Origin of the sequence: Gallaecimonas mangrovi (assembly GCF_003367375.1) — a bacterium.
GTDB classification, from domain to species: Bacteria; Pseudomonadota; Gammaproteobacteria; order Enterobacterales; family Gallaecimonadaceae; genus Gallaecimonas; species Gallaecimonas mangrovi.
This window is the reverse complement of sequence record NZ_CP031416.1, coordinates 3,240,795-3,267,061: the sequence shown is the minus strand read 5'-3', so window position 1 is coordinate 3,267,061 and position 26,267 is coordinate 3,240,795. Positions and strand designations below refer to the sequence as shown.

Annotated in this window: 21 protein-coding genes; 3 read left to right on the top strand and 18 right to left on the bottom strand. The window is 54.4% G+C overall.

Annotation, left to right across the window (positions count from 1 at the left end):
* Nucleotides 1-35: 35 nt before the first annotated feature.
* From DW350_RS15550 to DW350_RS15540, 3 genes are all read right to left on the bottom strand, one after another.
* The gene (locus DW350_RS15550) at nt 36-3,299 is read right to left on the bottom strand and encodes a GH92 family glycosyl hydrolase (RefSeq protein WP_226911334.1); all 3,264 of its coding nucleotides are present in this window, start codon (nt 3,297-3,299) and stop codon (nt 36-38) included.
* Between the two features lie 125 nt (nt 3,300-3,424).
* The gene (locus tag DW350_RS15545; RefSeq protein WP_115719813.1) at nt 3,425-3,844 is read right to left on the bottom strand and encodes a DUF4174 domain-containing protein; all 420 of its coding nucleotides are present in this window, start codon (nt 3,842-3,844) and stop codon (nt 3,425-3,427) included.
* Between the two features lie 109 nt (nt 3,845-3,953).
* The gene (locus DW350_RS15540) at nt 3,954-6,095 is read right to left on the bottom strand and encodes a hypothetical protein (RefSeq protein ID WP_115719812.1); all 2,142 of its coding nucleotides are present in this window, start codon (nt 6,093-6,095) and stop codon (nt 3,954-3,956) included.
* Between the two features lie 316 nt (nt 6,096-6,411).
* Between DW350_RS15540 and DW350_RS15535 the strand changes: the two genes are divergently transcribed.
* Nucleotides 6,412-7,368: a transposase gene (locus DW350_RS15535; RefSeq protein ID WP_115719811.1), complete on the top strand. Its 957-nt coding sequence runs from the start codon at nt 6,412-6,414 to the stop codon at nt 7,366-7,368.
* A 315-nt stretch (nt 7,369-7,683) separates the two neighbouring features.
* Here DW350_RS15535 and DW350_RS15530 read toward each other — a convergent pair whose 3' ends face one another.
* The 5 genes from DW350_RS15530 to DW350_RS15510 form a co-directional block, all read right to left on the bottom strand.
* Entirely contained in the window at nt 7,684-8,064 is a 381-nt protein-coding gene (locus DW350_RS15530; RefSeq protein ID WP_115719810.1) for a DP-EP family protein, read from the bottom strand.
* Nucleotides 8,065-8,084: 20 nt separating this feature from the next.
* Nucleotides 8,085-11,273, bottom strand: a complete 3,189-nt coding sequence (locus DW350_RS15525) for an nSTAND1 domain-containing NTPase (protein WP_115719809.1) — start codon at nt 11,271-11,273, stop codon at nt 8,085-8,087.
* Nucleotides 11,274-11,437: 164 nt separating this feature from the next.
* Nucleotides 11,438-12,226 (bottom strand): type I methionyl aminopeptidase, encoded by a 789-nt coding sequence (gene map / locus DW350_RS15520; protein WP_115719808.1) that lies wholly within the window; start codon nt 12,224-12,226, stop codon nt 11,438-11,440.
* Nucleotides 12,223-12,471, bottom strand: coding sequence for a ParD-like family protein (locus tag DW350_RS15515; protein WP_115720662.1), 249 nt, complete (start codon nt 12,469-12,471; stop codon nt 12,223-12,225). The genes map and DW350_RS15515 overlap by 4 nt, the downstream gene beginning before the upstream one ends.
* Nucleotides 12,472-12,560: 89 nt before the next feature.
* Nucleotides 12,561-13,607 carry an MBL fold metallo-hydrolase gene (locus DW350_RS15510; RefSeq protein ID WP_226911333.1) on the bottom strand — a complete coding sequence of 349 codons (1,047 nt, stop codon included), beginning with the start codon at nt 13,605-13,607 and terminating at the stop codon, nt 12,561-12,563.
* Nucleotides 13,608-13,707: 100 nt separating this feature from the next.
* Here DW350_RS15510 and DW350_RS15505 point away from each other — a divergent pair, with 100 nt between their 5' ends.
* Entirely contained in the window at nt 13,708-14,313 is a 606-nt protein-coding gene (locus DW350_RS15505; protein WP_115719806.1) for a TetR/AcrR family transcriptional regulator, read from the top strand.
* Nucleotides 14,314-14,353: 40 nt separating this feature from the next.
* Here the strand turns inward: DW350_RS15505 and DW350_RS15500 are convergent, their stop codons facing one another.
* Nucleotides 14,354-14,470, bottom strand: coding sequence for a LysR family transcriptional regulator (locus DW350_RS15500; RefSeq protein WP_115719805.1), 117 nt, complete (start codon nt 14,468-14,470; stop codon nt 14,354-14,356).
* A 112-nt stretch (nt 14,471-14,582) separates the two neighbouring features.
* On the opposite strand from DW350_RS15500, the gene DW350_RS15495 reads away from it, so the two are divergent.
* Nucleotides 14,583-15,029: a hypothetical protein gene (locus tag DW350_RS15495; RefSeq protein WP_115719804.1), complete on the top strand. Its 447-nt coding sequence runs from the start codon at nt 14,583-14,585 to the stop codon at nt 15,027-15,029.
* On the opposite strand, the gene DW350_RS15490 is transcribed toward DW350_RS15495, so the two are convergent.
* The 9 genes from DW350_RS15490 to DW350_RS15450 are packed head-to-tail and all read right to left on the bottom strand — an operon-like array spanning nt 15,022 to nt 26,267.
* Nucleotides 15,022-15,768 carry a hypothetical protein gene (locus DW350_RS15490; RefSeq protein WP_115719803.1) on the bottom strand — a complete coding sequence of 249 codons (747 nt, stop codon included), beginning with the start codon at nt 15,766-15,768 and terminating at the stop codon, nt 15,022-15,024. The genes DW350_RS15495 and DW350_RS15490 overlap by 8 nt on opposite strands.
* A gap of 15 nt (nt 15,769-15,783) precedes the next feature.
* Nucleotides 15,784-17,619, bottom strand: coding sequence for a GNAT family N-acetyltransferase (locus DW350_RS15485; RefSeq protein ID WP_115719802.1), 1,836 nt, complete (start codon nt 17,617-17,619; stop codon nt 15,784-15,786).
* Nucleotides 17,620-17,638: 19 nt separating this feature from the next.
* Nucleotides 17,639-18,100 carry a hypothetical protein gene (locus DW350_RS15480; RefSeq protein ID WP_152032995.1) on the bottom strand — a complete coding sequence of 154 codons (462 nt, stop codon included), beginning with the start codon at nt 18,098-18,100 and terminating at the stop codon, nt 17,639-17,641.
* A 28-nt stretch (nt 18,101-18,128) separates the two neighbouring features.
* On the bottom strand, nt 18,129-19,265 hold the full coding sequence (tssA, locus tag DW350_RS15475) for a type VI secretion system protein TssA (RefSeq protein WP_115719800.1): 1,137 nt from the start codon (nt 19,263-19,265) through the stop codon (nt 18,129-18,131).
* An 11-nt stretch (nt 19,266-19,276) separates the two neighbouring features.
* Entirely contained in the window at nt 19,277-23,197 is a 3,921-nt protein-coding gene (locus tag DW350_RS15470; RefSeq protein WP_115719799.1) for a type VI secretion system protein, read from the bottom strand.
* Complete coding sequence (locus DW350_RS15465) at nt 23,197-23,970, bottom strand: DotU family type IV/VI secretion system protein (protein WP_115719798.1); 774 nt, start codon at nt 23,968-23,970, stop codon at nt 23,197-23,199. Before DW350_RS15465 ends, DW350_RS15470 begins: the two co-directional genes overlap by 1 nt.
* The gene (tssK, locus tag DW350_RS15460) at nt 23,963-25,372 is read right to left on the bottom strand and encodes a type VI secretion system baseplate subunit TssK (protein ID WP_115719797.1); all 1,410 of its coding nucleotides are present in this window, start codon (nt 25,370-25,372) and stop codon (nt 23,963-23,965) included. Before tssK ends, DW350_RS15465 begins: the two co-directional genes overlap by 8 nt.
* Before the next feature lie 8 nt (nt 25,373-25,380).
* Nucleotides 25,381-25,875, bottom strand: coding sequence for a hypothetical protein (locus DW350_RS15455; RefSeq protein WP_115719796.1), 495 nt, complete (start codon nt 25,873-25,875; stop codon nt 25,381-25,383).
* Between the two features lie 5 nt (nt 25,876-25,880).
* Nucleotides 25,881-26,267, bottom strand: a complete 387-nt coding sequence (locus DW350_RS15450) for a DUF4150 domain-containing protein (RefSeq protein WP_115719795.1) — start codon at nt 26,265-26,267, stop codon at nt 25,881-25,883.

The window sequence follows — 26,267 nt, the reverse complement described above, 5'->3', positions numbered from 1 at the left end:
TTCTTAACAAAAAGCCCCGCATTGCGGGGCTTTTTTTATGGGGCAAGGCCCAGCCACTGCACTTCGGCCAGGGTCGCCTTGGCACCCTTATTTAGTAGCCTGTATTGGCTAAAGGCCGCCGGGCTTTTAATGCCAAAGGCGCGGCTTTGCTGGGGCCAGGGGAAGTGCTGGCCCTGGCGGCTATCAAGGGTTTGCCAGTGCTTGCCGTCGGTGCTGGCCTGTAATTGCCAGTCGCTTAGCATTGCGCCACTGCTGGCCGAGGTCAGGGTATACATCTGCACCCTTTGCGGCTTGTTAAATTGCACCGCAATAACGGCGCCATGGGCAATGGCGCTGGCGGTGGCCGAGTTGTTATCAGAAAGCGCAGCCGCGCTTTGCTGATTCAGGCTGACCTTGGCGGCCGGGGCGTCGCTTAAATCCACCCAAGGCGCCGGCTTGGCATTGCCGTGGGTAATGGATGGCGGCTCAACATTCGCGCCCCAGTGGCTGGGCGTTGGCCCCATGGTGAACACCAGTTTGGCGCCTTCGGTCAGCAGTTGGTGGCTTATCCAGGGGGAATTATAGGGCTTGCCGTTAACGGTCAGGCTTTGGATATAGCGGTTACGGTTACTGACCCCGGGCGCCTCAATATCGAGGCTGTGGCCGTTCTCAAGGGCAATGTGCATCTTGGCAAAATAGGGGGCACCAATGGCGTATTCGCTGGTGCCAACCCGTAGCGGATAAAAGCCGGCGGCGCTAAAAACGTACCAGGCTGACATTTCGCCGTTGTCTTCATCCCCCGGGTAGCCCTGGCCATTATGGTTGCCGCTATAAAGGCGGTTGAGCACATCGCGCACCTTGTCTTGGGTTTTCCAGGGCTGCCCGGCCATGTCATACATATAAATAATGTGGTGGGCCGGTTGGTTGCTGTGCTGGTACTGGCCCATGCGCACTTGCTGGGCTTCGAGCATCTCGTGAATAACGCCGCCGTAATGGCCGCTGTGAAAGGTGGTGGGGGCGTTAAAAAGCGCATCTAAATGTGCCGCCAGCCCCTGGCGGCCACCAAAGAGGTTGGCAAGGCCTTGGCCGTCTTGTACCGCGTCTACCGACATGCCCCAGGCATTGGTTTCGGTGTAATCACCGCCCCAGGCGTAAGGGTCAAATTTATCGGCGTTCACCCGCCATTGGCCGTTGGGTTTTTTGCCGATAAAAAAGTGCACCTTGGGGTTAAACAGGGTGACGTAATCAAGGGCGCGGCGCTGAAAATAGCGCGCATCGTCTTGGTAATGGCGGGCGTAGCTGTCGTTGGCTGGCGGGTGTTTTGCCAGCGCCTTGGCCAGTTCACTGATAGCAAAGTCATTTAAATAACCGGCCAGTGACCACGACAGCCCTTCGTCGGTGGCGCTAGAGGTATAGCCGCGAAATAGCGACCGGCTCAGTTCTTTGCGGCCAGCCCCGGCAATGGGGCTTACCACGGTGGCGTCTTTTAGGGCCGCCTGGTAGAAGCTTTTTACATCAAAGTTGTGTACGCCCTTGGCCCAGGCGTCACTAAAGGCCACATCGGCGCTGGTGCCCACCATCAAGTCGCTGTAGCCGGGGGACGACCAGCGGGCTATCCAGCCACCGTCGCGGTATTGCTGCACAAAACCATCGATCATCTGGCCGTCTTCTTGCGGGGTAAGCAGCGCATAAAGGGGCCAGGCGGTGCGGTAGGTGTCCCAAAAGCCGTTATTAACATAAGGCTTACCGGCCAGCACCTTAGCGCCGGTGTGGCTAGGGGTATCTGGCCCGGCCGGCTTTGAAAAGGGGCTGGCGTAGCGGTATGTCGGCTTGGCGTTGCTGCCGGTGTTTTCATAGGCGCGGTTGGGGTAGAGAAAAGCCCGGTAGAGATTGCCATACAAGGTGGCTTGGTCGCGGTGGCTGGCACCGGGAATGCTAACCGTGGCCAGCCGTTTGTTCCAGGCGGCCTTGGCCCGGGCTTTAACGCTTGCAAAGCTGTCGTGGGGGCTAATTTCCAGGGCCAGGTTGTGCTTGGCCTGCTGAATGCTGATAAGCGACGTGGCTATGCGCATCGTCACTTCGCTGCTGTTAAAGCCAAACCAGCCCGCCACCTTGGCGTGTTTGCTGTGGGGGTAGCGGCCATGGCTGCTAACAGTTTTGTCAAAACTGGCGTAGAAAAAGAGCCGGGTGGCACCGGTTGAAAGGCCACTTTTTACGTCACTAAAGCCGCTGATGCTGGCGGTTTTGGGGTCAAGGGTAAGGCCGCCTTCATCGGTTTTGTTATCAAACAGCAATTGCCCATGCCCGGCGGGAAAGGCAAAGCGCAGCAGGGCGGCGTGGTCGGTGGCGGTCATGGCGCCGCTAATGCCGTTATTAAAACGCACCTGATACAAATAGGGCTTGGCTAGTTCGTGGTGGTGGCTAAAGGCCAGCGCCCGGGCACTTGGCGCAAGGGGCGGCGCACTGCTAGCCATGGCCGGCATGATTTGCAGGGTTTGCCGGTCGCCCATCCAGGGGCTGGGTTCGTGGCTTAGGGCAAAGGCTTGCAGGCGCGGCTGATTATTGGCGTCGTTACTTTGCTGGTATTGGTAAATCCAGTTAGAGCTGGCAAGGGTGGTGGGGGTCCAAAAGTTAAAGCCGTGGGGGAGCGCCACCGCCGGGAAGGTATTGCCGCGCGAAAAGTTGTAATTGGCGTTGCTGCCGCGGCGGGTGTCTACGTAATCGGCCGGTGTTAAGGCCTTGGCTGTGGCGGCTTTGGCAATGGTGACGTCATCTACATAGCCATGAAAGGGCGCTTTGCCCGCTTTAGCCACCAGGCTCAGGGCGCTAACGGTTTTACCGGCAAAGCGGCTTAAATCGACCTTGATATGGTTCCACTGCTTAGGATACAGGCTGCGGTTGGTTAAATTGCTGGCTGGCGAATAGTTAAGGTCCCTTTGCTCAACCGCGCCTTGGCCAATAAGGGTGCTGCCGTCGGTAAAGTGAATGTTGATGGCTACCGCTTCAGCCGCTTCGCTTACCGGGTAAAGTTCAAAGCTTAACGCGTCCCCTTTTTTGATGCGGGCCGCGGCAAAGGGCAGGGCGCAAGCCATGGGCGCTTTAGCATCTGCCAGGCGCTCGTAGCGCAGCACGCCGGTGCCCTGCCAGCCAACCTTGGCGCGGGCGGTGAGTAACTCGTCTTTACTGGGGCCTTTGGCCAAGGCCAGCTGCCAACCACTAGCCTGACAGGCAAGGGTCAGCGGCTTTTCAAAAGACAAGCTGGCAGCGGCGGCGGGCAACACCGCCGCCATCAGCAGCGCGGGCAGTAACAGCACTTTCACGGCAAGGCTCCGGGCAAAAACGAGGGCAGGCCCATCTAACCTTGTTGCTGTAAAAAGCGTCAACCCGGCTGCGTGGAGCGGGCCATGAGCTGCGCCGGGCGTAAAATCCCTTTGTTGACGCAGCCTTAGCGCGACATTTCGGCGCGGCGCATTGGCATGCGGTCAATGGTGGCAAAAAGCGCGTCGGGGGTTAGCGGGCGGGTTTGCCTAAGCTTAATACCGCCGTCTTTGCCCACCAGTATTACTTCAAAACCTTTGGGGTCAATTTTGCTGCGCAGCTTGCCGCTCGCTGCCGGGTGGGTGTCGGTCAGCACCACAATGTCGCGCGCTAAGAGGCCATTTTTTGCCTTTTCAAACAGCGCCATTTGCTGGCGGTAGTGAGCATCTTCTGTTGAAGGAGCGAACACCAGCACCGGCCGTTTTTGCCAGCGCAGGCTATCTAGGTCGGCGCGGTTGGCAGGCAACGGGCTTATGATATTGGCCAAGGCGAACATCGGGGCCAGCAAACAGGCGGTGGCTGCCAGCGTAAAAGGGCTTTTTAACATGGTAATGCTCCCGCTCGGTGTGGTTACCCGGCGATAGGCTGCCAAGTAAAGGGAAGATCAATTAAGGGTAGCGGAAGAAAAAACGCCCGGCGGCTGCCGGGCGTCAGTATCAGTGGCTAAGGGGCATGGGCCAGCTTTTATCAATGGCCGGACCGGACGTTACCACCTTGGCAATACCGGCAACAAAGCCTGCAAATTTAAGCTGGCCGTTGGCGCTAATCGCCTCCAGGCTGTCGTTTTGTAATGCCGGCTCGCCGGTGTGGGCGTTGGTTAGCATCAGCGGTTCGCCGTTTCCATCCAAGGCGCGGTAATGCTGGTAAAAATCGCCTACCGTCATTTGAGCAACATCGCCAAAACGGGCCAGCGGCACCAACCAGGGCGTGTTTGCTGCGCTTTTATAGTCGGTGCGTTGCCAGCTGGGGGTGCCGTCGCAGTGCAGGTGCGTGGTAACGGGCGTGCTTGGCAGCTGACCTAATAGCCACATCGGCTGGTGGTTACTGAGCAAGCCATGGCCACTGTCGTGTTTACCCATCCATTCAATACTGCTGGTGTCTTTACCGGACACACTTAGCTGGCAAACGCCGCGCATGGCGTCGGTAAATGGCAGCTCGAAAGTGCCGTGCTTGCCTATTTTCGGTGTTAAATCAGCTGGCCAGGGGGCCGTGATGGCTTCGCCCGCAGTATAAAGCGGCTGTTTATCAAAGGGCGGGTTGTTGGGGTTTTTGGTAAAGGTTTGGTGGTTGTCAAAACGCATGCCGGGAAAATGCTGCGCTTTACCCGTAACTTTATCAACGAAGAAGGTGACCTTGGTTGGCTCTTTGGTCAGGTGCAGATCCAGCGTGAGTGGCGCCTGCTGGTTTTGCAGGGCGAAGGCGGCGCGGGCATTAGCATTAAGCCAGCTTGGCAGCCCTGGCATGGAGTGGTTCATCACGTCCATTTGCTTAACGGCCATTTTGCCTTCCATGCCTTTGATCATAAAAACAAACCAGCTTTGTTCTGAATTAGTGGTGGTTAGCTGGTATTGAAGCGGTTTGTCCAGCGGCTTGATGTGGATAATTTGGCCCGCCACATCAAACTGCTGGGCCTTACCGGGTTGCCAGTCAACGGTGGCCGATTTTAGTAGCATCGGATGGTAGGTGAGGTCGGCCTTTAAATACGTCGGCTCTGTTAAATCATTGGGGTACGAAGGCCAGCCAATCAGCTTTGGATGCAAGTTAAAACGCGCCATGTTTTGGTAGGGCTGTGCGTAATATGGGTCGCTGCTCCACATCTCGAAGGGGTAGGGTTTACCGTCTTTCGAATAAGCCGTGATATTGCCGGCACTTAGCCTACCCGCTGACATGCCGTGCAGCGGGTAGAAAAAGTACAGGTGGTCGTTGATAAAAAAGCCCGACGGCTGACTTTTAACGACCGTTTTTAGGTCGGCGTTTGCGTAAAGCGGGTCCACGTCGTTGATGTTATACAAGTGCGAAGACAGCTCTTTTTCTGCCGCGCCGCCAAATTGCAAAGGCTGCACGTTATGGCTGTCTTTGGGCATCATCATCACTATGGTGGTGCCATTGGCTGTTACCCGTGGAAGAACAATATCACCCTGGGTTACCAGCACCATCGACTTCACCCAGCCGCTGTGCCGATTAAGCACCACTTGCGCAAACAGCTTTTTCTGCGGCATTTGGCCTTCGATATATACCGTTACCCTGTCTTTGGTTACCGCTTTAACCGTCAAGGTGGCCTGCTGATTGTTAAAATCGCCAAGGGGCAGCGTGGCACCAACCTTAAGGGGAATATTGGCCAACATGCCGGGGGCGGACAGTTGGTCGGTTAAGCGCTTCACCATGGCTTGTGGCAGCTTCTGGTTTTTATCGTCACCGTTGAGCTTAACCGAGGTAATGCGGCCAGTTTTGGCATCCATATTCAGGCTAAAACCTGGACCCAATATGGGTTTTAGCCTTTCGATCACAGCGGCTTTATTGCTGCTAAGCACGCTGCTTCCATCGACTTCGGCGTCGAAATAGTCGTAGAAAAGGTCAAACTGGTAGTCGGGCTGGGTGTCTTTAACCTTAAAGCGCAGCAGCATGTCGGTAGTTAGCTGGTGCTGCCGACCGCCGTTGACGGAGAGGTCGCTTTGCACCAACACGTGGTAGCTGTGGCTTTCGCCGGTTTTGGGGGTAAAGGTTAAGGTTTCAGGTTTACTGCAACCGCTTAGCAGCATGACGGCGCTAAGGGTAGATAAGGCGAGGTACTTCTTCACTATCGCTTCCTTGCAAGGGTCGGTCAGACGTTGGGGCTTACCGCGGCTAAGGGCCATACGGGGCGGCAATGTTAACATTATTTAGCTAAACGTCTGCTTTCGATCAGAACCTTAACGTTAGTTCCTTTTTTGGGGTTTGAAACGGGCGCTGTTTCCCAAATTTATAAAGCCATTGGCGCCCCAATCCCTGATGTATCGAAGGGGAGTAAACCGATGGGCAATTCTTTAATCGATTGTAGGGGACACCCATCTTAAATGGCGGATTTGTTGATAGCGGCTAGCCTTAATACATTGCCTTTGGCTTAGGGACTAGCCCATGACTCGCCCACGTTCGGAACTGGTATCGGTTAACGACACCCCGTATTACCACTGCATTTGCCGCTGTGTACGCCGCGCCTTTTTATGTGGCGAAGATGCCTCAACCGGCCAGGACTTCAGCCATCGCAAAGCTTGGGTGCTGGACCGGCTTTTAGTTTTGCAGCAGGTATTTACCGTCGAGCTTTGTGCCTATGCGGTGATGAGTAACCATTACCATTTGGTGGTGCACCTTAATGCGAATGCTGCCAAGGTACTGGACGATGACGCAGTGATGGCGCGCTGGGAAAAGCTGTTCTCGCTACCGCTGCTGTTAAGCCGCTACCGGGCAGGCCAACTGACAGCCGAGGCTGAATATGAAGCAGCCCGGTTGAGTATCGACATCCTGCGCAGCCGGCTGTGCGATTTGTCATGGTTTATGCGCTGCTTGAACGAGCACATTGCCCGCAAGGCCAATGAAGAAGACAACTGCAAAGGCCGCTTTTGGGAATCTCGTTTTAAGTCGCAAGCCATTCTTGACGAAGCCGGGCTACTGGCCTGCATGGCCTATGTCGATCTCAACCCTCTGCGGGCCAAGGTAGTCGATACACCGGAAGCCTCAGCTGACGTGTCATTGTCTGCCCGGTTAGCGCCGCAAGATACCAGCAAGCCAGCGCTATTACCTTTTGTCAGCCAGTTTAAAGACGGCCCCCAAGGCATTCCTTTTGCTTTGGCAGATTATCTGGCATTGGTTGATTGGACGGGGCGTGTCCAACGGGAAGATAAGCGAGGTTTTATCGCCAACGACACGCCCGCTATTTTGGAACGCCTGGGGCTGGACGCCGACAGTTTTATTGTGGCACTTGGCCAACATCAGCTTTCCAAAGGCACTGTGATTGGCCATCGCCAAGCGCAGAGTGCTTATGCCAAAGCCCACCGGAGGCGACGTGTTATGGGGCCTCCCATTAAAGCTGCCTGATATAAAAGCACTCATTCATTATTCTTATTCTCTTTGGCTGATGCCAACAGACCAGCTGTTGTTTAAAAACAGCAACGTCATGGTGGTTGAACGTTATATTACTGCTTCAGAGGTGGGGATTATCTGATTTGGGTTATTTAAAAGGATGGAAGTGGTCTTTCTGATGGAAATAGAGGTGACTTATTTTAAGATGGGTGTCCCACATAATTATTTCCAGATAAATCCACTATATATCTAACTAAAAGACCGGATTAAACCGGTCTTTTTATGATTTGTATTTTTGACTATTTAAAAGAGGCAATGCTGTTTTTTAAATTAATTTTTATTTATTACTTCGGGGTCTGGACTCATTAAAAACATTGCATTACTGCCGTTTGAAAGAAGCAAATGATAGGAAACTGAGCCAGAATCCATACAAAGATCCTCAAGTAAAATTTGATCACCATCAGGATTAGTGAATGATTGCTCTATTACCCCGTTATAGGGAGTTTTGGAAACAGCACCAATAAAACGGAACCCATCAGGTGCTGATTTTAGGCGGTAGAGAATAATTTCCGGACCTGTAACTTCAATGCTGTTTGAAGTAGAGGGAGTGTCTTTTCCTGGAGTGTAGTAAAGAAATGATGCTCCACCTGTACTATCAAGTTCTACAGTTACATCAAATGTAACTCCGGTAAATGTTGCTGGCATTGTCATTTATATCTCCTTTTTTTAATTTACATCGTCAAAAGATTACTTTTAACGCATTGCTTTGCAATTTTGTAAGGTCTAACTTTTTTGGGGTCTTTATCTTTAACTACTTGATATTTAAGTGTGTTGAGTGCGATATTGCAATATTTAATAGCTGATTCTTTTTCTTTTGTTTTAAAGAGTATGGATGCTTTTAGAATGAGCGACATCGCATACTCCTCAGGGTGGTAGCTTATTTTTTTGTTAATGTCATCAAAGGCTGATATCGACTTATTAATATATTTTTCTGCGGTTTTTAAATTTCCTGAGTTGATCTCTTTGTTCGCTCGGTACATAAAGTACAGTCCAAGTAGTCTCTCTTTATCTTTTTTATTTATTGCTACGTTATTTATTTTATTTTTAATTTCAAGTGCGTCACTTTTTTTTAAATTTTTATTTTCTTTTGTTTTTAGATTCATTAATTCTAATTTTATTCTTAAAGAGTCTTCTTTCCATATGCTGTTACCCTGGTCTAATTTTAAAGATAGCGAATTTAATTCGAGAGATTTAATAAAGTAACCTTTTGCCTTTTTTATGGCACCTGTATTTTCATAGAGTAGCGCGAGGTTTTCCATGCTTGATGAAAGAACGTAAAAAAAGAATGCATTATTAATTTTTTTTGACTCGCTGTAGTAAGTCGCAGAGTTTTCTAAAATTGAAATTGATTTCTCTACGTCGCCTAAACTAGCTGAAGCACTTGCTATCCAAGATTTTGTGTTTATTATGTCTGCTAGAGTTTTAGGGTCTTTCTTGGTGCGTTCTAATATTTTTTCTTTCAGGTTCAATGACTGCTCGAAATTAGTTACAGCGACGTCAAATTTTTGAAGTTTCATTGCGATCGAGCCAACACTACTAAACGCATAAGCCAGCTCCGCTTGCGAATCTACATTACTAGGTTCGATGTCATACATCTTTTGACTAAAAACTAAGTATTTCTTGAACCACTTTTCCGCGCCTGACCAATCTGCCACGTCATAACGCATCTGCCCCAGCCAAAAAGCATTGGCGCCCAGGGATTTTAAAAGATCGAGGTTTTTAGGTTGTTCTTTTAGCAGCGGTAAAAATTCTTTTTGCGCGGCCATAAGGGCGTTTTTGGCTTCGTCGGTTTTACCACGGGAATAAGCGACTTCGCCAATGGCTTCCAGGGTTTGGCCGTGTTGGAAGCGGCCGTCAAAGCCGATGGTGCCGCGGTCAGTGCTGGCTACCGATTTAAAGTAATCCAGCGCTTTACTGGAAATACCGTCTAATAAGTCCATACGGCCGATACCGCGCAGCTTGTCAGAGAACTGGCCAACCATATAACCGAGCATATTTTCAGCCGCTAGCCGCTGGGTGGTGGCGTGGCGCTCGGCGGTGTGGCTGCGAATGCTCATGGCCACCGATAGGGTGGTGAGCAGGCATAACAGGGCAATGGTGCCGTTACGCAGGCCCCGGCGCCAGGTGGCGCGGCGGCTAGAGGCTTTAATAAAAGCGCTTTCGCTCTCCCCCAGGCTAAACAGCGGATTTTGGGCGAGTGCCTTGGCTTCTTGCAGTGGTTTACCCAGCGCCAGCAAATAGGCATTGGCTTTGCCTTCGTGCTGCCAGCGTTCGGCCTGGTAAAAGAGCCGGGCTTTAAGGGTAAGGCTGTCTTTGTGGTCGTCTATCCAGGCGGTGGCGCGGGGCCAGCGGCGCAGTAGCGCTTCGTGTGCAACAGAAAAGCTGGCTTCGCCGTGCTGCAGGTGCGACACAAACAAGCGTTTGTCGACCATGGCTTGCACCAGCGCGGTTTCGTCTGGGTTTTTTAAATCGGCCCAGCAGGCACTGCGGCTGGTAATGGATTCTTCGTCTTCGCGCAGGGTGACTAACAGCGAAAGCACCCGTGGCAGCGCTTGCTGCTGGGCCGGGCTTAGCTGCGCCAAGGCGTCTTCTGCGGCCTGGCCAATGGCCCCTTCAATGCCGCCAAGGGCTTGATATACCGACACTTTTAACAGGTTGCCTTCGCGCTGCAGGTACAGCTGCTCGAGCATGTATTGCAGCATGGGCAGGGCGTCGGGGTTACGGGCGGCGTCCAGGCAGAGTATTTCATCCAGCGGCTGGGCGGTGTCGGGGTCGGTTTGCCATTCAAGGCCTGCTGCCTTGGCTGGCAGGCGGATCATTTGCAGCAGTTCAACCCGGCTAGGCGGGCCCAAGTCAAAATGGGCGCCGTTACCTTTACCGGCGCGCAGGCTGTCATAGCGCATTAACTCTGGGTAAAAGTCGTTGCGACAAGCACTTAGCACCAATACCGCGCCACTTAGGGCCAGGGTTTCCAAAAGGGCAATAAATTGGTCGCGTTCGGCTTCGCTAAAAAGTGGCGAAGACAAGGCCACTTCTAAGCGGTCTATAAAAAGGCCAAAACGGGGTGTGGCATAAGGGGCTTTGGGTAGCGCGGCTTTTAAGCGGCTAATAACCGCTTGCGGGTCGGTAAGCAGCTTGTTGGCCAGGCTGTCGGCGCTTTCGTTTTCCAGTACCGGGGCGTCGGCTAGCTCCCAGTCTAATAGGGTTGAGGCCAAGTCCAGTATCAGGCCTTCTTTGCCAACATCGGCAAGGTCAAGGCTGGCAGCACTTGGCAGGCCAATACCGTTGTAGCCGCGCGGTGAGGTGAGGTTAGCGAGAATACCGGCATTGATCAGTGACGATTTACCGCTGCCGCTTGGCCCCAACACCAAACAAAAACCGCGGCCAAAGCGCACTTGCTGGCTGATGCGTTCCATCAGGGTGGCAATTTGCTGGCTGCGGCCAAAAAACACTTGAGCGTAATCGCTACTAAAGGCACTTAAACCCGGGAAGGGCGAGCGGCCTTGCCAGGCCGCTTCTTCGTGCTGCTTTTCGTGGCCAACCGGAAAACGCACTTCTGCCAGCGCCCGGTAGCCGCGTTTACGGATGGTTTCGATATAAATGGGGCTGCTGGCTTTGTCGCCAAGGGCACTGCGGAGCTGATTGATGGTTTTATGAAGCGGGTTATCGCCGGTGTCGATACCTGGCCAACATTGGCTGAGCAGCTCTTCGCTAGTGACAACGTCGCCTGCGTGCTGGCAAAGCAGCACCAGCACGTCCATGGCTTTAGGCTCTATTTGTTTAACCCGCAGCCCCAAGCGCAGGCTATTTGCCTTAGCGTCTATTTGCCAGTCACCGAAGAAAAAAACACCATCGCTCATGGTCGAAGGCACCCGTTATTCTGATCTTTGCTCATAGCCTACCGCAACGGCTTGAAAAAGTGATCATCTGTTTATTGATAAGGTGTTGGTATGCCTAGTATTTGTGACCTATGTTACGCTGTGTTGGCAAGGCAATAAAAAACCTCCCTAGGGAGGTTTTTTCGTTAGATGCTGGGGTAGTCGCCAGTACCGTCTGGCCAGCGGGTCAGTACGTCAAAACCGTCTTCGGTTACCGTTACCATATGTTCCCACTGGGCCGACAAGCTGCGGTCACGGGTAACCACTGTCCAGCCGTCACTTAGGGTTTTTACCCCGGGTTTGCCAGCGTTAATCATTGGCTCGATGGTGAAAATCATGCCGGGTTGTAATTTCAGGCCACGGCCAGGGTTGCCGTAATGCAGTATTTGCAGGTCGCCGTGGTAAACGGTGCCAATGCCATGGCCGCAGTATTCGCGCACTACGGTAAAGCCTTCACGCTGGGCAACGGTTTGAATGGCGTGGCCAATATCGCCCAAGGTGGCATTGGGGCGCACCGCTTTAATACCGGCGCACATGGCTTCGTAGGTGGTGTCTACCAAGCGTTTTGCCAGTGCCGACGGCTCGCCAACGTAATACATGCGGCTGGTGTCGCCAAACCAACCGTCTTTGATAATGGCCACATCAATATTGACGATATCGCCGTCTTTGAGCACATCTTTGGGCGAAGGAATACCGTGGCAAACCACCTGGTTAACCGAGCTGCACACGGTTTTGGTAAAACCGTGGTAACCGACATTGGCGGGAATGGTTTTTTGTACCTTCACAATGTATTCGTTGCAGCGGTCGTCCAGTTCTTCGGTGGTGACACCAGCCTGAACATAGGGGGCGATCATTTCCAGCACTTCGGCGGCAAGGCGGCCCGCTTCCTTTGACTTGGCGATTTCTTCTTTGCTGTGCAGCACGATGCGACTCATTGCGGATTTCCTTGCAGGTTGAGATCGGTCGGGGAATTAATGAGCTTATCAACACTCAGGCCGCCGTTTTGCTCGGCGCGAATAAGCAGTTGGCTGATCTCGCTATGGCTGAGCTGCGGGTAGAGTTCGGCCAGCATACCAATACGCAGCCAGTGCTCTGCTTGGGCGTTAATAGAGCGGCATAACGCCGAGCTGGCCAGGCGCAGGTTTTCATGCATCTCGTCGGAGATTTTGACGATACCCATAATAAATAGAACCGATATGAAATATATATATTTCATATATTATTCGTGGCTCCTTACTTTCGCAAGGGGCCTGGGGTATTGGGGGCGGGTTAGCTGTCTTGGGCGGGTTCAGTGGCGGTGGGTAAGGGCTCTTCGGCCCACTGGCGCCACCAGGGTTGGCCGGGGTGCGGGGCCATTATGGCCACCCGCTCGGCAATGGCAGGGGTGCACAGCGGCACTTGTTGCTGCTGGGCCAGGGCCTTAATTTGCTCGAAGGGGTCAAACCAGGCATGCATGGCTAAATCAAAGGTGCCGTTGTGAATGGGTAGCATCCATTTGCCTTGCACATCGATATGGGCCTGCAAGCTGTGCTTTGGCAGCATATGCACACCCGGCCAGCGTTCGTTATAGGCGCCGGTTTCCATCAGGGTGATGTCAAAGGGGCCATACTGCTCGCCAATGGCTTTAAAGCCGTCGAAATAGCCAGAGTCACCACTGAAAAAGACGTTAAAGTGCGCGCTTTTAATCACCCAGGAACACCACAACCGGTGGTTGGCGTCACCAAAGCCACGGCCAGAAAAATGCTGGCTGGGAGTAGCGGCCAAGGTAAGGCCGGCAACGGTGGTTTCTTGCCACCAATCGAGCTGGCGAATTTTTGCAGCAGGCAAGCCCCATTTCATTAAGAGATCGCCAACGCCATTGGGGGTGATAAACCAGTCGGTTTTTGGCGCCAGTGCCTTAACCGCCGCTTTGTCTAGATGATCGTAATGGTCGTGGGACAGGATCACCGCTTTAATGGGCGGCAGTTCGGCAATGCTAATGGGCACCGGGTGAAAGCGCTTGGGCCCGGCCCATTGAAAGGGCGACGCCCGCTTTGAAAACACCGGGTCGGTTAGGTAAAAGTCACCCGCTATTTTAAACAGCACCGTCGAATGGCCAAGGCGCCACAGGCTGTTGTCTGGCGCAGCTATTAGCGCTTCCCGGTTAAGGCTTGAAACGCTAAAGGGTTTCGCAGGTTGGGTGTTGCTGGGTTTATTAAAGAAAAAATCCCAGAAGATTTTGACTGTTTCCTTGAAGCCCGATTGTTTAAGTGGCTGAGTGTTGCGGTATTGCTTGCCATTGTGGCGATAGCGGGGCAGGGCATCTTTGCTGTTCACAACGGACTCCAACGATTAAAGTACACGAAGCAGTGTAGTTTTGTGATTTTTAAAAGTAAACGACTTAGTGCATTTTTTGTTTTTACGTTCAGGACAACCCATGACCAAAACCCGCCTTACCGACCGTAAAAGAGCTGCCATCATTGAAGCGGCCATTAGTGAGTTTCAGCAAAGCGGGTTTGACGCCACCAGCATGGACAAAGTGTCGCAGCAGGCGGCAGTTTCTAAACGCACCCTGTATAACCATTTCGCCAGTAAAGAAGCCTTGTTTGCCAGCTGCTTAGATACGCTTTGGAACAACTGCGTCAATGAAGAGAACTTTCGTTATAGCCCATCGGTGCCCGTTAGGGATCAGTTGCTAACCATGGTGAAAGCCAAAATTGCCATGCTGCAAGAGGCCAGTTTTCAAAACCTGGTGCGAGTAGCCTTGGCGGGGGCGCTGCATTCACCAGAGCGGGCCAAGAGTATTGTTGAAGAGATTAGCCACAAAGAAGAAGGCCTGCACCGCTGGATTGAAGCGGCGCAAGGCGACGGGCGGTTAAAGGCGGTGGCCCCGGCTTTTGCCGCCATGCAGTTGTCGTCGCTGATAAAGGGATTTGCCTTTTGGCCACAGCTAACACTGGGCCAGCCCAACCTTAGCGCTGGCGAGTGCGAGCAAGTGGCCGAAAGCACGGTAACGATGTTTTTAGCCTGCTATGGCCTTTAGCCGCTTGGCGTTCAAACAAGGCAATACCCAGTTCTTGTTTTTATTCTTTTTGCTGGCGTGATACCGCGGGCTGGGTAACACAAAGCTGCTCGGCTGCCTGGCGAATACTGCCGTGGCGGGCAATGGCCAGAAAATAGCGCAAGTGGCGAAGTTCCATAACAGTGACCGCTGCTGAGCGATGCTTTTATGCCTTGCTGGCGGGAAAGTCCGGGCAACTTGTATTTTTTAGCTATCGCCGCCATGCTCAATGCCTTACGCAAGGAGCCTTTATGGGATTGCCATTCGAGTTGGGACAACGCCATTACCGGCACATGGTCAGTATTATTCGTGGCGAGGTGGGTAGCCGCCAGCAATTTGAGCTGGGGCGGCCTTATCGGCCCGATAGTAGCCGCCGGCAACGGGTGTTAGAACAATGGGGAATGGAACAGGCTTCGCCCCGTAAAACCATGTTTGGTACCATTGATGCGCCACTGGCGCGGCGCGAAAAAGTGGCTTATGCGGCCCGCCTTAAGCCGGAAATTCAGCAGGTGCTGGGTAGCGGCTTTGAAGGTAGCCCGGTTGACCGCCGCCAACGCGTAAACGGCGTTAAAGGCCGGCTGCATGTTGGCCCGACCCATTCTCCTATTACGAGCGGCCTGCCGCCGCTGCGCGGCGGTTCTATGGCGGCAACGGTTGCCAGCGTTTCCAAGATGGCGACACCGAAACGCACTAGGTAACCTTCTTCCAGCCGCTGCTTCCGTGCGGTTTCATTACCTCTCCTGCCCGGGTGACAAAAAGTGAGCCCCTTAGCTGCGGCGCATTGCTGGGAATGTTCACGGTGCTTTGCGGGTTGCTTATCGCCGGAAAAGGCGCGCTGGTCGAGCCGGTTACAGACACCAAATGCCCCGACGAGGTGGTGGCCACCTCTTCTTGTGGAAATGCCCGGCGGGCAGCCCGGCTGCGCGGTGAAAGCGGTTCGTTTAGCTGTTCGGTGGGGTGCAAATGCAAGCGGTCAGACACCGGGTTATTGGTGGTGTTGTGCGGGCCCAAACCGGGAGCATTGCTGGGCAAATTATTAAGACTGACCACCAAGGCTTTGCGCACGGCTGGATTGTTGGGATCGCGACGAAAGTCCCGGTAAGCGCGGCGCGCCGCCATTTCGCCTACCCGGTACATGTTGGCCAGGCGATGATAATCCCTGGCGTTACTTGCCTGGCTAACCCGTTTGAAGGCATGGCGCACGCGACGGCTTGCCCTTACCAGCGGTTTAACAATGCCGCGGATCTCATGCCGACTGCCGTTTAACACCATGTCACGGATGGCCGCATAAGGCGCACGATGTGGCGCTGCCAAATCGGCGCTGCGCAGATTAACCGAGGTGTAATCGATGCCGGTTGCCAGGCTGGCTTCCAGCCGTGCGGCGCGTTTTTTATTGCTGTTAAAGCTGGGCCGTTTCATTTTGTTGGTGTGGGGCATGGGCAAGGTTTCCTGTTAGGCGCTGGCGGCAAAGGCCGGTTTAGGCAGCGGGCAACCCAGGCTTTGGCAAAGCCGTTTTAGCATCACTTTTAGTGCCTTATCGTCCAGTGAAACTTGGTTATCTAGCTGTTTTGCAAAGTAATACATCGGTTGCTCTTGGGTTGGCGCCATTGCCATTTGTTGAAACTGGGCCTTTTCAAGGGCGCGTAGCGAGCGGCCATTACAGGTGTATACCGAGGTAAAAAGTACCGCCGCGCCCTGGTGGCCTGCCTGATGGGCGAGCAATGCTAAGGCCGGTTCTGATAATCCCAAGCCTTGAAAGTCGGTGCCAAGCCAGTAACTGATATAAGCGGCTTGGCCGCGTAATTCATATGCCACCACCCCAACAAAACCGTAATGCAGGTGCATTAAGGCAAAGCTGCGTTTATCGGCGTTGTCATAATGCTGGGCGGGCCAATCGTTTGTCTCAGTGGGCGCTTCTAAGCCGGTCATAATGGCAATTTGCGGGTCGCGATACTGCCAGATAACGCTGTCGCAGTGCTGTGGCCCCAGTGGTTCTAAACGCAGTGCAAGCTCGCTGTCTTGGCAAACGGCTGCCAGTTTTTTCTGGGCCGATAGGCGCTGCTGATACTGGCTTAACTGCTGGGCTAGGGCGGCGTTTTCAGGTGCCAGTGCTAACGCTTGGCGCTGAATATCAACCGCCAATTGCAGGCAACCGGTAGCGGCTTCGCAGGCGGCAAGCAACACCAGCCAGTCGGGGTGCGGCTGGTAGAAATGATTAACCCAGTTAAGGGCATCGCGCAGCAAACCCCATTGGCCGGTCACTTCAAAAAGCTGGCAAAAACGAAACAGGCATTCACTGTTTTCGGCCAGGGGTAAATAGTGCTGCCAGGTTTTTACCAGTGCCCGGCGCCAGGCCTCAATACTGTTTTCATGCCACGGCTCTGGGGCTGACAAGACAAGCTCGGGCAGGGCCATTAAAAAGGCGGGGTCGTAGTGGCTTAAGGCAAGCCACTGGGGCAATAAATCTTGCTGACTAATGGCCTCTGGGCACTGTTTTGCTATTGCCAGTAGTGCTCGGGGGTTCGCGTCTCCTTGCTGTTCTGTAGCGTGGCAAAGCGCATCAAAAGCCGCTGCAAAGTGGCTGCCACCTCGCCAGCTCAGATAAAGACTTTGGCCATCGGCCTGCTCTTTGATAAAACACAGCGCGCCTTTGGCCGATTGCTGGCGCGCCAAGGCGTCAAGGTTAAAAGGCCGTTGGTGAATGCCGCCGGCGCGCAGCTGGTAAAGGTGGCTGGTGGCGTGTTGCGTGGCCAACACCAGCACGCCGCCGGGCCAATGGCTAGCGAGATTGTCGAGATACTGGTCGGCCGCTATGGGCAAGGTGAAATCGCTGCAGGTGAGTAACTGTTGGTATTCTTCCACTACCGCTTGCCAGTGCTCGGGTACCTTTGCTGGCTGCCAGTTATCGCTGGCTGCATCTAGGCTGGGCGCTTGCCACAAATTGCCGTATTGAATGCTCAGCGGCTGCTGGGGCAAGGCGGCTAGAGCGCCGTTACTTATCAGTACCAATAAGCCGTCGCCAGGTTCCGGCACGCCTGCCAACAATTTGCCTGCGGTTACCCATGTTTTTAAATAGGGGTGCTCAAGCAGTTCCTTGTCGGCTTCGGCTAAATACAAATGCCAGGGCGGTAAGTTAGGGGTGTGTTCAAGGGCGAGGAGTAGCGGCCAAACGTTTTCCTGCTGACTGACAATCTTTATGCAAGGCGGCTGAAAAGCGGTTTCTTGCTGTGGGTAACCGCTTTTTTGTGTAAGAGCACACAGCATGTCGGATAGCAATTTAACGTTCATGATTAGCCCTCGAAATGATTTATTTCCTGCCCAAGTCCATCTGTTGAACCCTGTTCATGACAGCAACTCGCTGTGATGGCTTGAACGAAGCCCCGGCAAAAGCGCCAAGATCAAAAGGATGTAGCTGATGTAGTGCGCTAAAGTGGGCATGTTCTCGCTGTGCGAAACTGGCATTGTTGTGGGGTGTTGCCGCCATACTCATGTGTCGCTGAGCGGCGGGTGAAGAAAAAAAGGTGCCTGATTGGGCACTGAAGTTATCGCCAGCAAAAGCATGAAAAGCGCGAGCTGCAAAGTTAACCGTGTTACCGACAGTGCCGTGGGCAAAATGATTGGTAGCAAAGACAGCGTTGGTTCTAGAGCTATCGGCGGGATGATACGCACCTTGTAATTGCGTAACGTTATCAAAGCGTTTCTTGGCTATGGCTGCCACACCTGCTGCCATGCCAGTGGATAATAACGCGGTTGTTGCAAGCCTATTCATGTGAAACATCCCTCTGTTAAATAGTGACCTAATTACGCTCTTCCATTTCCAAACCCAGCAACTCGAATAAATTCAAGTTGCCGCCAAATTTCACAAACACTTCGTTATAGAGCTCGGCGGTATTCATGTTGCCCCATTCCACGGCGCGCAAAATAAGGGCTGGCACCGGGCTGTGGGGCTCACGGTTAGCCAGGTAATCAGCAATGACCGCTAGGCGGTGGTAAGCGTCTTCGCGGCTGCGAATGGGGCCTTCGCCACCGCCGCCGTCACTGCCGCCGTCGCCACTCGCACCGTCCGGTGCGGGGGGGCTGCCCGGGTCTTCATCGGCGCTGCGGTGGCTGGCAAGGCGAATGCCGCGCTTATAAAGCTCGCCAGCTACCAGGGCCTGAATTTGCTCAAGCAGTGATGCCAGGTTATTAAGGCTCGGCGCTTGTTCTTGCCAGTGCTCATCCAGCGTTGCCACCAAGGCTTCTAGCGCCATAAGGGCGTCGTGCAAGGTGTGATAAAGCCGCTGAAAATCGTCGGTGGCGGTTGCCGACATATGGGACTGAAAATCGGCCAGTGTCGGCCCTTCGGCTACTTGTTCCTGGTTTTTACGCGCCGGGTGTTTGGCAAGGGCCAGCTCTTGTAACTTGGCGTGTTCGTAATCGCCCCAACCGTATTCGGGGGCGTCGCGGTTAGCACTGGTAATGCTAAGTAGCCTTATTTGCGGCAGCAGCTTGTCATTAACCCAGTGCAGGACATTGGCACGGTATTCTTGGTCACCTTCGTCAATGCGCGGATACAAGTTGTCCCAGTATTGGCTGCAAAGTGATTGCATCAGGGTCAGGCAGGCGCCAATGGCTTTAAAGCCGTGCTGGTTAAGTTGCGCCTCAAACAGCCACGCCACCAGTTGCAAATCTTTACTTTTGCTCATCAGCGCATGCACGGCGATATCGCTGACCTTGGGCCAGTCGGCCTGTTTTAATTCATGAGACCAAGCACCCATTGGCAGGGTGGGGTCATCTTCACGGCGCGCTTCTTTGATGGCGCTGTATACACCATTGGCCCTGACCGACTTACCCGTGGGTTGCTCCTGGGTAATGGGGCTTAGTAAGTCATCTAACGGCACGCCAAGCACCTCTTGAAAATACTGCTGGGCCTTGGCAAAAAGTGGTGTGTTCATGGTTGCATCCTTCACCAATACACAGGTGCGCTAACAGGCCAATCTTTGGGCAACACCAAGGGTTGCTTGACCTGGGTTTTACTGTCGGTAACCCCGAGCCCCAGTGCCATGTAGAGCAGGGCACTGGCATTGTTCGGAGGATTGTTGCCGTCGATAACCGGCACCTTAAAGGCCAGGTAATAACGGCTGGCGTTTAACGGATCAGTGGCGCTCACGGCCAGCGGTTTGTGGGTTTCAATCAGTTTGAGCAGTGCCCAATTGCCCGTTTGCGTGAAGCGGGCGCTTTGGCCGGTGGTGGTTAACTGCGCTTGGGCTGGGTCAATTCGTGGCTGCCAGGGCGACTGGTTAGCCCAGCTCAGGGTTAGGGTCAGGCTTTGGCCCAATGCCCAGGGCAGTTGCTGCGGGCCGCCGGGGAAACGGGCACTGTTGGCTGGGGTGGCCAATTGCCAGGCAATAAGTTGATCGCTGCCGCTACTGTTTTTGGGCAGGGCATTAAAATCGACGCTAACGGCCAGCGCCAAGCTTTGATTGCCCGTTAGCACCGGCCCGAAAAAGGCGGCGGCGGCATCCAGCTTGGCCAAAAAGGCGCGAATGGTTTGCCAGTGGCTTTCGGGTAAGCCGGCAATGGCAGCGGCTAAGCTGGCTTTTTCAGCGAGGTAATCTGTGAAAAAGGCTTTAACGGTGGCGGGGTCGGCGTCAGGTGCGTCGGTACCTGCAAAGGGGTAGCGGCCCGCGAGTTGGCTGTTAAAGCGCGTTGCCAGTTCCCGGTATTGGCTGTAGGCATCGGCGTCGCGGCGGTCGTCACAGCGCCACTGGGTTTGGGTTGCCAGTTGCTGACCTTGCTGGGCAAAGAGGTTATTGCCATCGGGCAGAGCAGCCTGGCTTTGCAGAAGCTGGCCACAGTTTTGGTAGTCCATGGGGGCCAGGGTTTTGCCGATAAAATCGTCCAGGCTTGCTACGTCGGCGTCGGGCACGGCGTCTTGGTAGGCTTTGAGCTGCGCCGATGTGCCCTGCCAATAAGCGGCAGTGGCGTTGGCTGGTAAGGCGGTGGTGCTGATGGTGGCCGGGTTCTGGCTTAGGTATTGAATAAAGGGCTGGGCGTAGCTGGCCAACACCATGACGCGCTGGCGCTGACGGGCCAGGTAGTCTTTAACGTCGCTGCTGCTGCCTAGGCGGTAGATTTTGGTTTGTGGGTCGGCGTTAGCCGCGGTGGCCTGCGGGCTGTAAAGGCGGCTGTTTTCGGTGAGTAAACTCAGCTTTCTGAGCATGTTAGTGCTGTAGCCTTGTACGCAACTATTAAGCTCGCTGGCACCTTTTGCATCGCCGATGCTGGCCATTTGTTGGCGAAGCTTACTGAGCTTATCTTGCGCTTTGGTAAAGTTGGCAGCAGCGCTGGCCAGCTGACTTTCCACGCCAATATTGTTGCTGTCTTGTGGGGCAGGTAACTGCTGGGCATCGGCCAAGGTGGCGGCCAGTAAACCGCTAAGATGCTGGCGTGCCAGCTGCAAATACAGCGGCAGTGGCTGGCTGGTGTCGGCTTTCTGACTTTGCGCAAAGGTTTGATATTGCTCGATAAAGCGTTCGGCTTGGGCCAGCTGCTCAATGTTCCAGCTTTCGGTGGCGGCCTGGCAGCTAAAGCCTTGGCTGGCGGGAACATGCATCAGTGGTAATTCTGCGAGTGCCGATACGCCGCCCATTTCCGGTAGCAACTTCGGGTTTAAGGTGTAGCCGCCAGATAAGGTGGGGGAAAATACGTTGCCATAAGGGGCCAGCTTAAAGGCACCGAGTTGGGCCATAACCTTGTCGTAGCACTGGTCGGAGGCAAACTGGTCAACTTGCTTCTCCAGGCTCACTTCATATCCATGGTCGCGATAAAGCGGGCGCAGTTTGTCGTCTAAGTCGCGGGCCATGTCGGCGCAAGGATTGTGCTTGGCGTCGTTGCCCAGCCAGCTGGTGCGCATCCAGTTGATCCAGTCTTTTAGCGCGACAATTTCGTCGGGAATATCCCCTTGCTGGTTTTGCAGTTTGGCGATGAGGTCGGTACCAAAATCGACCCTGTCTAACAGTTGCTGGTGGTAGTGGCTTGCCATGATCGCCAAGTTGCTGCTGATCATGTCCTTATACGGTTTGTCGAGCAGTAAGGGCTTGGCGTAAGACACTTTGGTGACAGCGCTGCTGTAGATGCTGTTGCTTTGACGCACCGATTCCGGCACCGCGCGGCCATAAAGATAGTGCAGCAAATCTTCAAAGGCTTTGACCTGGCGGCCGGTATCGCCATTTGACGCGGTTTTAGAGATGTAATTAAAGCCTTCGACGGCGTCTTCCAGGGCGTTGACTTGGTCAAGGTAATTGAGCAGCAAGGTGCGATCGTTAGTCAGCGAGGTGCTGGTCATTAAAGGGTCATTGATGTGGCTGGGCCGTGCTTTCAACTCCTTGATTTTTTTAACCAGTTCGCAGTGCATGCCGGTCATTACGATATTGCTCAGGCTTTTGTTGGCAAGCCAGGCGCTGGCTTTTTCCAGCATGCGTGAGTCCACGTAGGAGATGGGGATCACCACCGAGTGAAAAGACGCCGGTACATCGCCAATGCTGTCTATCACCCTGAAAATATCGCTTTGGTTAATGCAACCGGCGTTGGTGACTTGCAAGTGGTTCACCAGGTTGACCGTTTCCAGGGTGTTGTTCATGTGGCTGACCTGTTTATCCAGATTCAGCGACTGATAGCCCAGCACCCCCGCAGAGACTAAGGTGGCGGCGATCAGGCCATATTGCAGGTTGCGAATAACCCGGTTGCGCGACCAAATACTTTGTCGAAGCGGCCGGGCCAGCCGTTTTTCCTTGAAAATTTTGTCGGTAAAGAGCTGGCGCACAAAATCCACCTGATGGGTGGCACCTTGTTGCGGGTTTTGCTTGGCTTGCAGGCTGCCGGTGAAGTAGATGCCGCGCAGGTAGTTATTGACCATAAAGGTGCTGGGGCGAAAGAGTTGTTCGAGCACCTTGATAAGGGGCTCTGCCAGGCCTAAAACCCGGCGCGGAAACAGGAAGAAATCGTCGGCGTTGTCGATGTTTTCATGGCGGGCCGCCGCCTGGATCTGGTGCTGGCGAAGGCTGGTCATCACCTCTTCAAAGACGCTGGCAACCAGCACCGGCACGGTTTCCTGGTCGTTTAGGGCATCGTTCGACCAGCCCCACATTTCTTGGCGACGGGCCGGGTCCAGTTGCTGCCAGTAGGCATCGTAGCCCTCTAAGCTGTCGCAGTGGCTTATCACCACATACAGCGGCAGCACAAACTCAAAGCGTTTTTGTAGCTGCCAAAGCTGCAGGTAAAGATTGTCGGCAAGGGCCGTTAACTGCTCCGGGGTTTTGTGCTGCAAGGAGACGGCGCTCAGGGTGAGCACCACGGCATCAAGGGGCCGTTCCGGCCGTTCGGTATTAATGGCGTCTAGCAATTGTTGCCATTGCTGGGCTTGTTTGCTGTCGCTGGCGGCGTTGGCCAGCTCTCCGGGCGGGTCAATAATAATGCCGTCGCGGTTAAGCACCACCCCGTCGGCAATGGTGTTAAGGCCTTTTAAATGCTGCCATTGGCGCGGCTTTTGCTGGTGACTTTGCAGTAAGTTGGCTTCTCTGTCGGTGGCTTCAATGGACGCCGCCAAGCTCGATTTTCCAGCCCCCAGTTCCCCAAGCAGCAATACCCACTGGTGCTGGTAGCGCCAGGCCTGGCGGGTGGTGATATAGCGAAGCGCATCGGTTACGCTTTGCAGCCAGCGCTTGGGCAGCGGCGGTTTTTCGTCCGGCAGCTTGCGCAAGCGGCGGTTTTTTCTGGCTCTAAGCAGCAGCCAGACCAGCAGCACCAGCAACACCATGGCAAAGGCCAGCAGCAACCACTGCCACAGCTGAAAAGACGCCAATACCCCTTTAATGACGGCCATCATCAGTAATCTCCCGGGGCACTGAGCCAGGTATTAAGTAAGGCATTTATCGGATCGGTTAACTCAATCCAGACACCGCTTGAGAGCACCAGATAAAGCACGCCTAAGCCCAGTGCTGTTAACAGCCAAGGGCGCAAGGGGGCCAGGCGGCGGTCGTCTCTGTTGCAAAGGGTGTACTGGTACGCCATGGGGAACATCGGTAGCCCCTGGTCGCTGTTAAAGCCGCGGGTATTGATAAAGTGCATTAATTTGCGGCGGTAGGCGGCCAGGGTGATTTGGCCACGGCTGCCCCGGTACTGGCCTTTAAAACCTAATTGCAGCGCCAGCAAATAAATGGCGGCCAGTTCCATCAGGTGCGAGTCGTTTTGGCGCTGGCGTAACAGCCAGTCGATTAACTCGAAAAACTGGCTTCCGGACTGGCGGCGCTTAAACAAGTTGTATTCCAGCAGATAGTTGGTCCAGTACTGCTGGCCGTCCCACTGCAATTCCAGAATAAAAATTTCGTCGGCCAGGGCCGCCATGGCGTAATGGGCCATGTCATAGAGGCGGCGGGCCTCGCGGGTGGCGTCGGCCTTCATTGACAGCAATTGGCGCTGCAGCAGTTCTGCCAGGCGAGCGCTAACCTGCGCCGCCTGGTCCTGGGCGCTGTGGGTATTTTGGTCCAGCAGCAGCGACAAACGCCCCACGGCAATGGCTTCTTTTATAAGCGCCACTTCCTGATAAAAGTCGGTAAAACCGGTCACCAGTTCGTGGCCGGTCCAGGTGACCTTAGGCATCGCCGTGTTGCTCCTTGCCGTTGTCGCCACCTAAATCGCGGTGCAGCACGATGTCTCTGGGGGCGCTTTGCTGTTGCGGCCCCTGAATAACCAGTGGGCTGCTGGCCAAAATCATGTTTTGCTCCTGGCCTTGCTGCTCAATGGTTTGGTTTTCCAACTCGTACAATAGCGCCCCTTCGGCCAGGTTCAGGCCGGTGTATTGGCGAGGGTTAACCTGGCGCAGCTTGCAACCGGGTAGGCGCCGCTGCTCCAGCAGTGGCATTAACGCCTCGCTGGCGACACGGGCTTGGCTTACCCATTCCTTGAGCTGGCTTTCGGTTTGCCCGGGTTTGGGACGAATTTCGATTAACAGGCGGTCTGTTAGCAGCTCGTCTGACAGGGCGCGGCTAAAGAGGCTGGCGGCATGGTGCTCAAAGAGCATGGCTTCAAACTGGGCATGAATCAGGTTCAGCCGCTGCTCAATAAAGCTGATTAGGGCGTTAAAGCCTGGCAGAAGGTCGTCATGGTTGTATTGGTCCACCACCGGTGGTGACGGGTTGGTGCCAATGGCGGCGAGGTGGCCTGCCAGTTCTGCCAGCTTGATGTAAAGGTTGTAAGGGTGGGCCATGCCAGATTGCAGCTGTAATTCCAGCGACGGCAGCAGCGCCGCCAAGTGCCGGGCAACAAACAGTTGTACCCGTGCCTCGGTGTTTAATTGGTTGGGGTTTTCGTTAAGTCGCCGCCCGCCCACTAAGTCGCGTATTTTGCTGCGCATGTTTTTGGTGATGGCGCTTAGGCGCTGCGGCAATTGCTGCTTTGGGTCCATAAAGTGGCAGGCCGCAAAGCGCAGCATTGGCGGGTGGTAGTCTGCTACCCGCAAGTGCTCGCCGCTGTCTTTTTCCAGGGCCAGCAGTGGCAGCGCCACAAATTTGGCCGGTACGGTTTTGTCGCCAAGCAGGGTGAGCCTTGGCCTGAGCCGGCCCACTTCCAAGCGGCTTTCCAGTTGGCATTCGTCGGCTTCTAACGCCCCGGCGACCCTATCAAAACGTTGAATACGGCTTTGGCTGGAAGCGGCGCCTTCTTCGCGCACCGGTATTGCCAAATACAGATGCAGGCGTTTGTCGTGCCAAAGCTCCGGGTTATTGACGTTAAGCTGCAACGGCTCTGTGGTGTGGCCGGGGTATTGCACCACAAAGCCATCTGGCATTAAGGCCTGCAGTTGGGTGATGCGCAGCAGCCCCTTGGCCAGCGCCGTTTCGTCGTATTCAAGGTTAATCAGCCCCCAGTAATAAGGGTGCAGGGCGCTGGCGAGGTGGCGTAACTGATGACCCCAGTAAATGTCGTTTTGCTGCAAATGCTGCGGTGACAGCAACATACCTTCAGACCATTCGACAGCTTCCGGCAACAAAGTTGAAATATCCATAATTCGGCCTAGTCATCCAGGTTAATAAGAGTGAGGTCTTGGCTGCGCAGCACCAGCTTGGCTTTGCGCACTCGGGTCAGGTCTAAACGGTTTTGCCCGGCCAGGGCGAAATACTGGCTGTAGGCTACAACCTGCAGCGCTTTATCAGCGTTATCGGGCAGCGCCACGGCCTTGATACTGGTGCCGGGCGGCAGTTGCAACGACACCACCGCCAAGTCTTGCGGCAAGCTATCAAGCAGGGCTCTTTTCTGGGTAAACCACTGGGGTGCGGTGGCGGGCAGCTGCTGCTGGGCCAGGGGGCTTAGCGCCAGCACGATATCGAGCTGGGTAGCAGTTGGATTACCGGCGGTATCTTGGTTGGCATCGGCCATGGCCACCACTTGCAAGGTGTCGATGTCGGCGTAGTCGGGGCCAAAACCCACCCAACCGAGCAGGGTTGAGCAGCCGCTTAGCAGCATCAGCGGCAAGCCCGTAACAACGAAACAGCGCAGCACCTTGGTCATTGTTTTCATCCTAAAAGCAGGGTCACCACCTGCGCCGGTGTCAAAGAGATACCGATGCTGTTGATGCCGTTTTGAATGTTGATACTGGTTAGCCGGGTCGCAAAGGCAGTGCCATAGAGCACCTTAAAACTGCCCAGCACCGGCTGGTCTTGCCCGGCCACTTCGTGGGAGATAAGGCCGGTTTGTACGCCGGTCATATCGCCCAGGCTGACGGTGCCTTCGGTTAGCAGGTTCTCGGCCAAGCCGCCGCCAATAATCACCTTGAATTGCGAGGGGATGTGGGTCAGCGACAGCGCGATGTTGGGGTAAGGAATGGGCAGCGCAAAAGGCGGTGTCAGGCAGACATCGGGGAAGCCCAAATTCATGACTCCAAGGTTGGTATTGGCAAACAT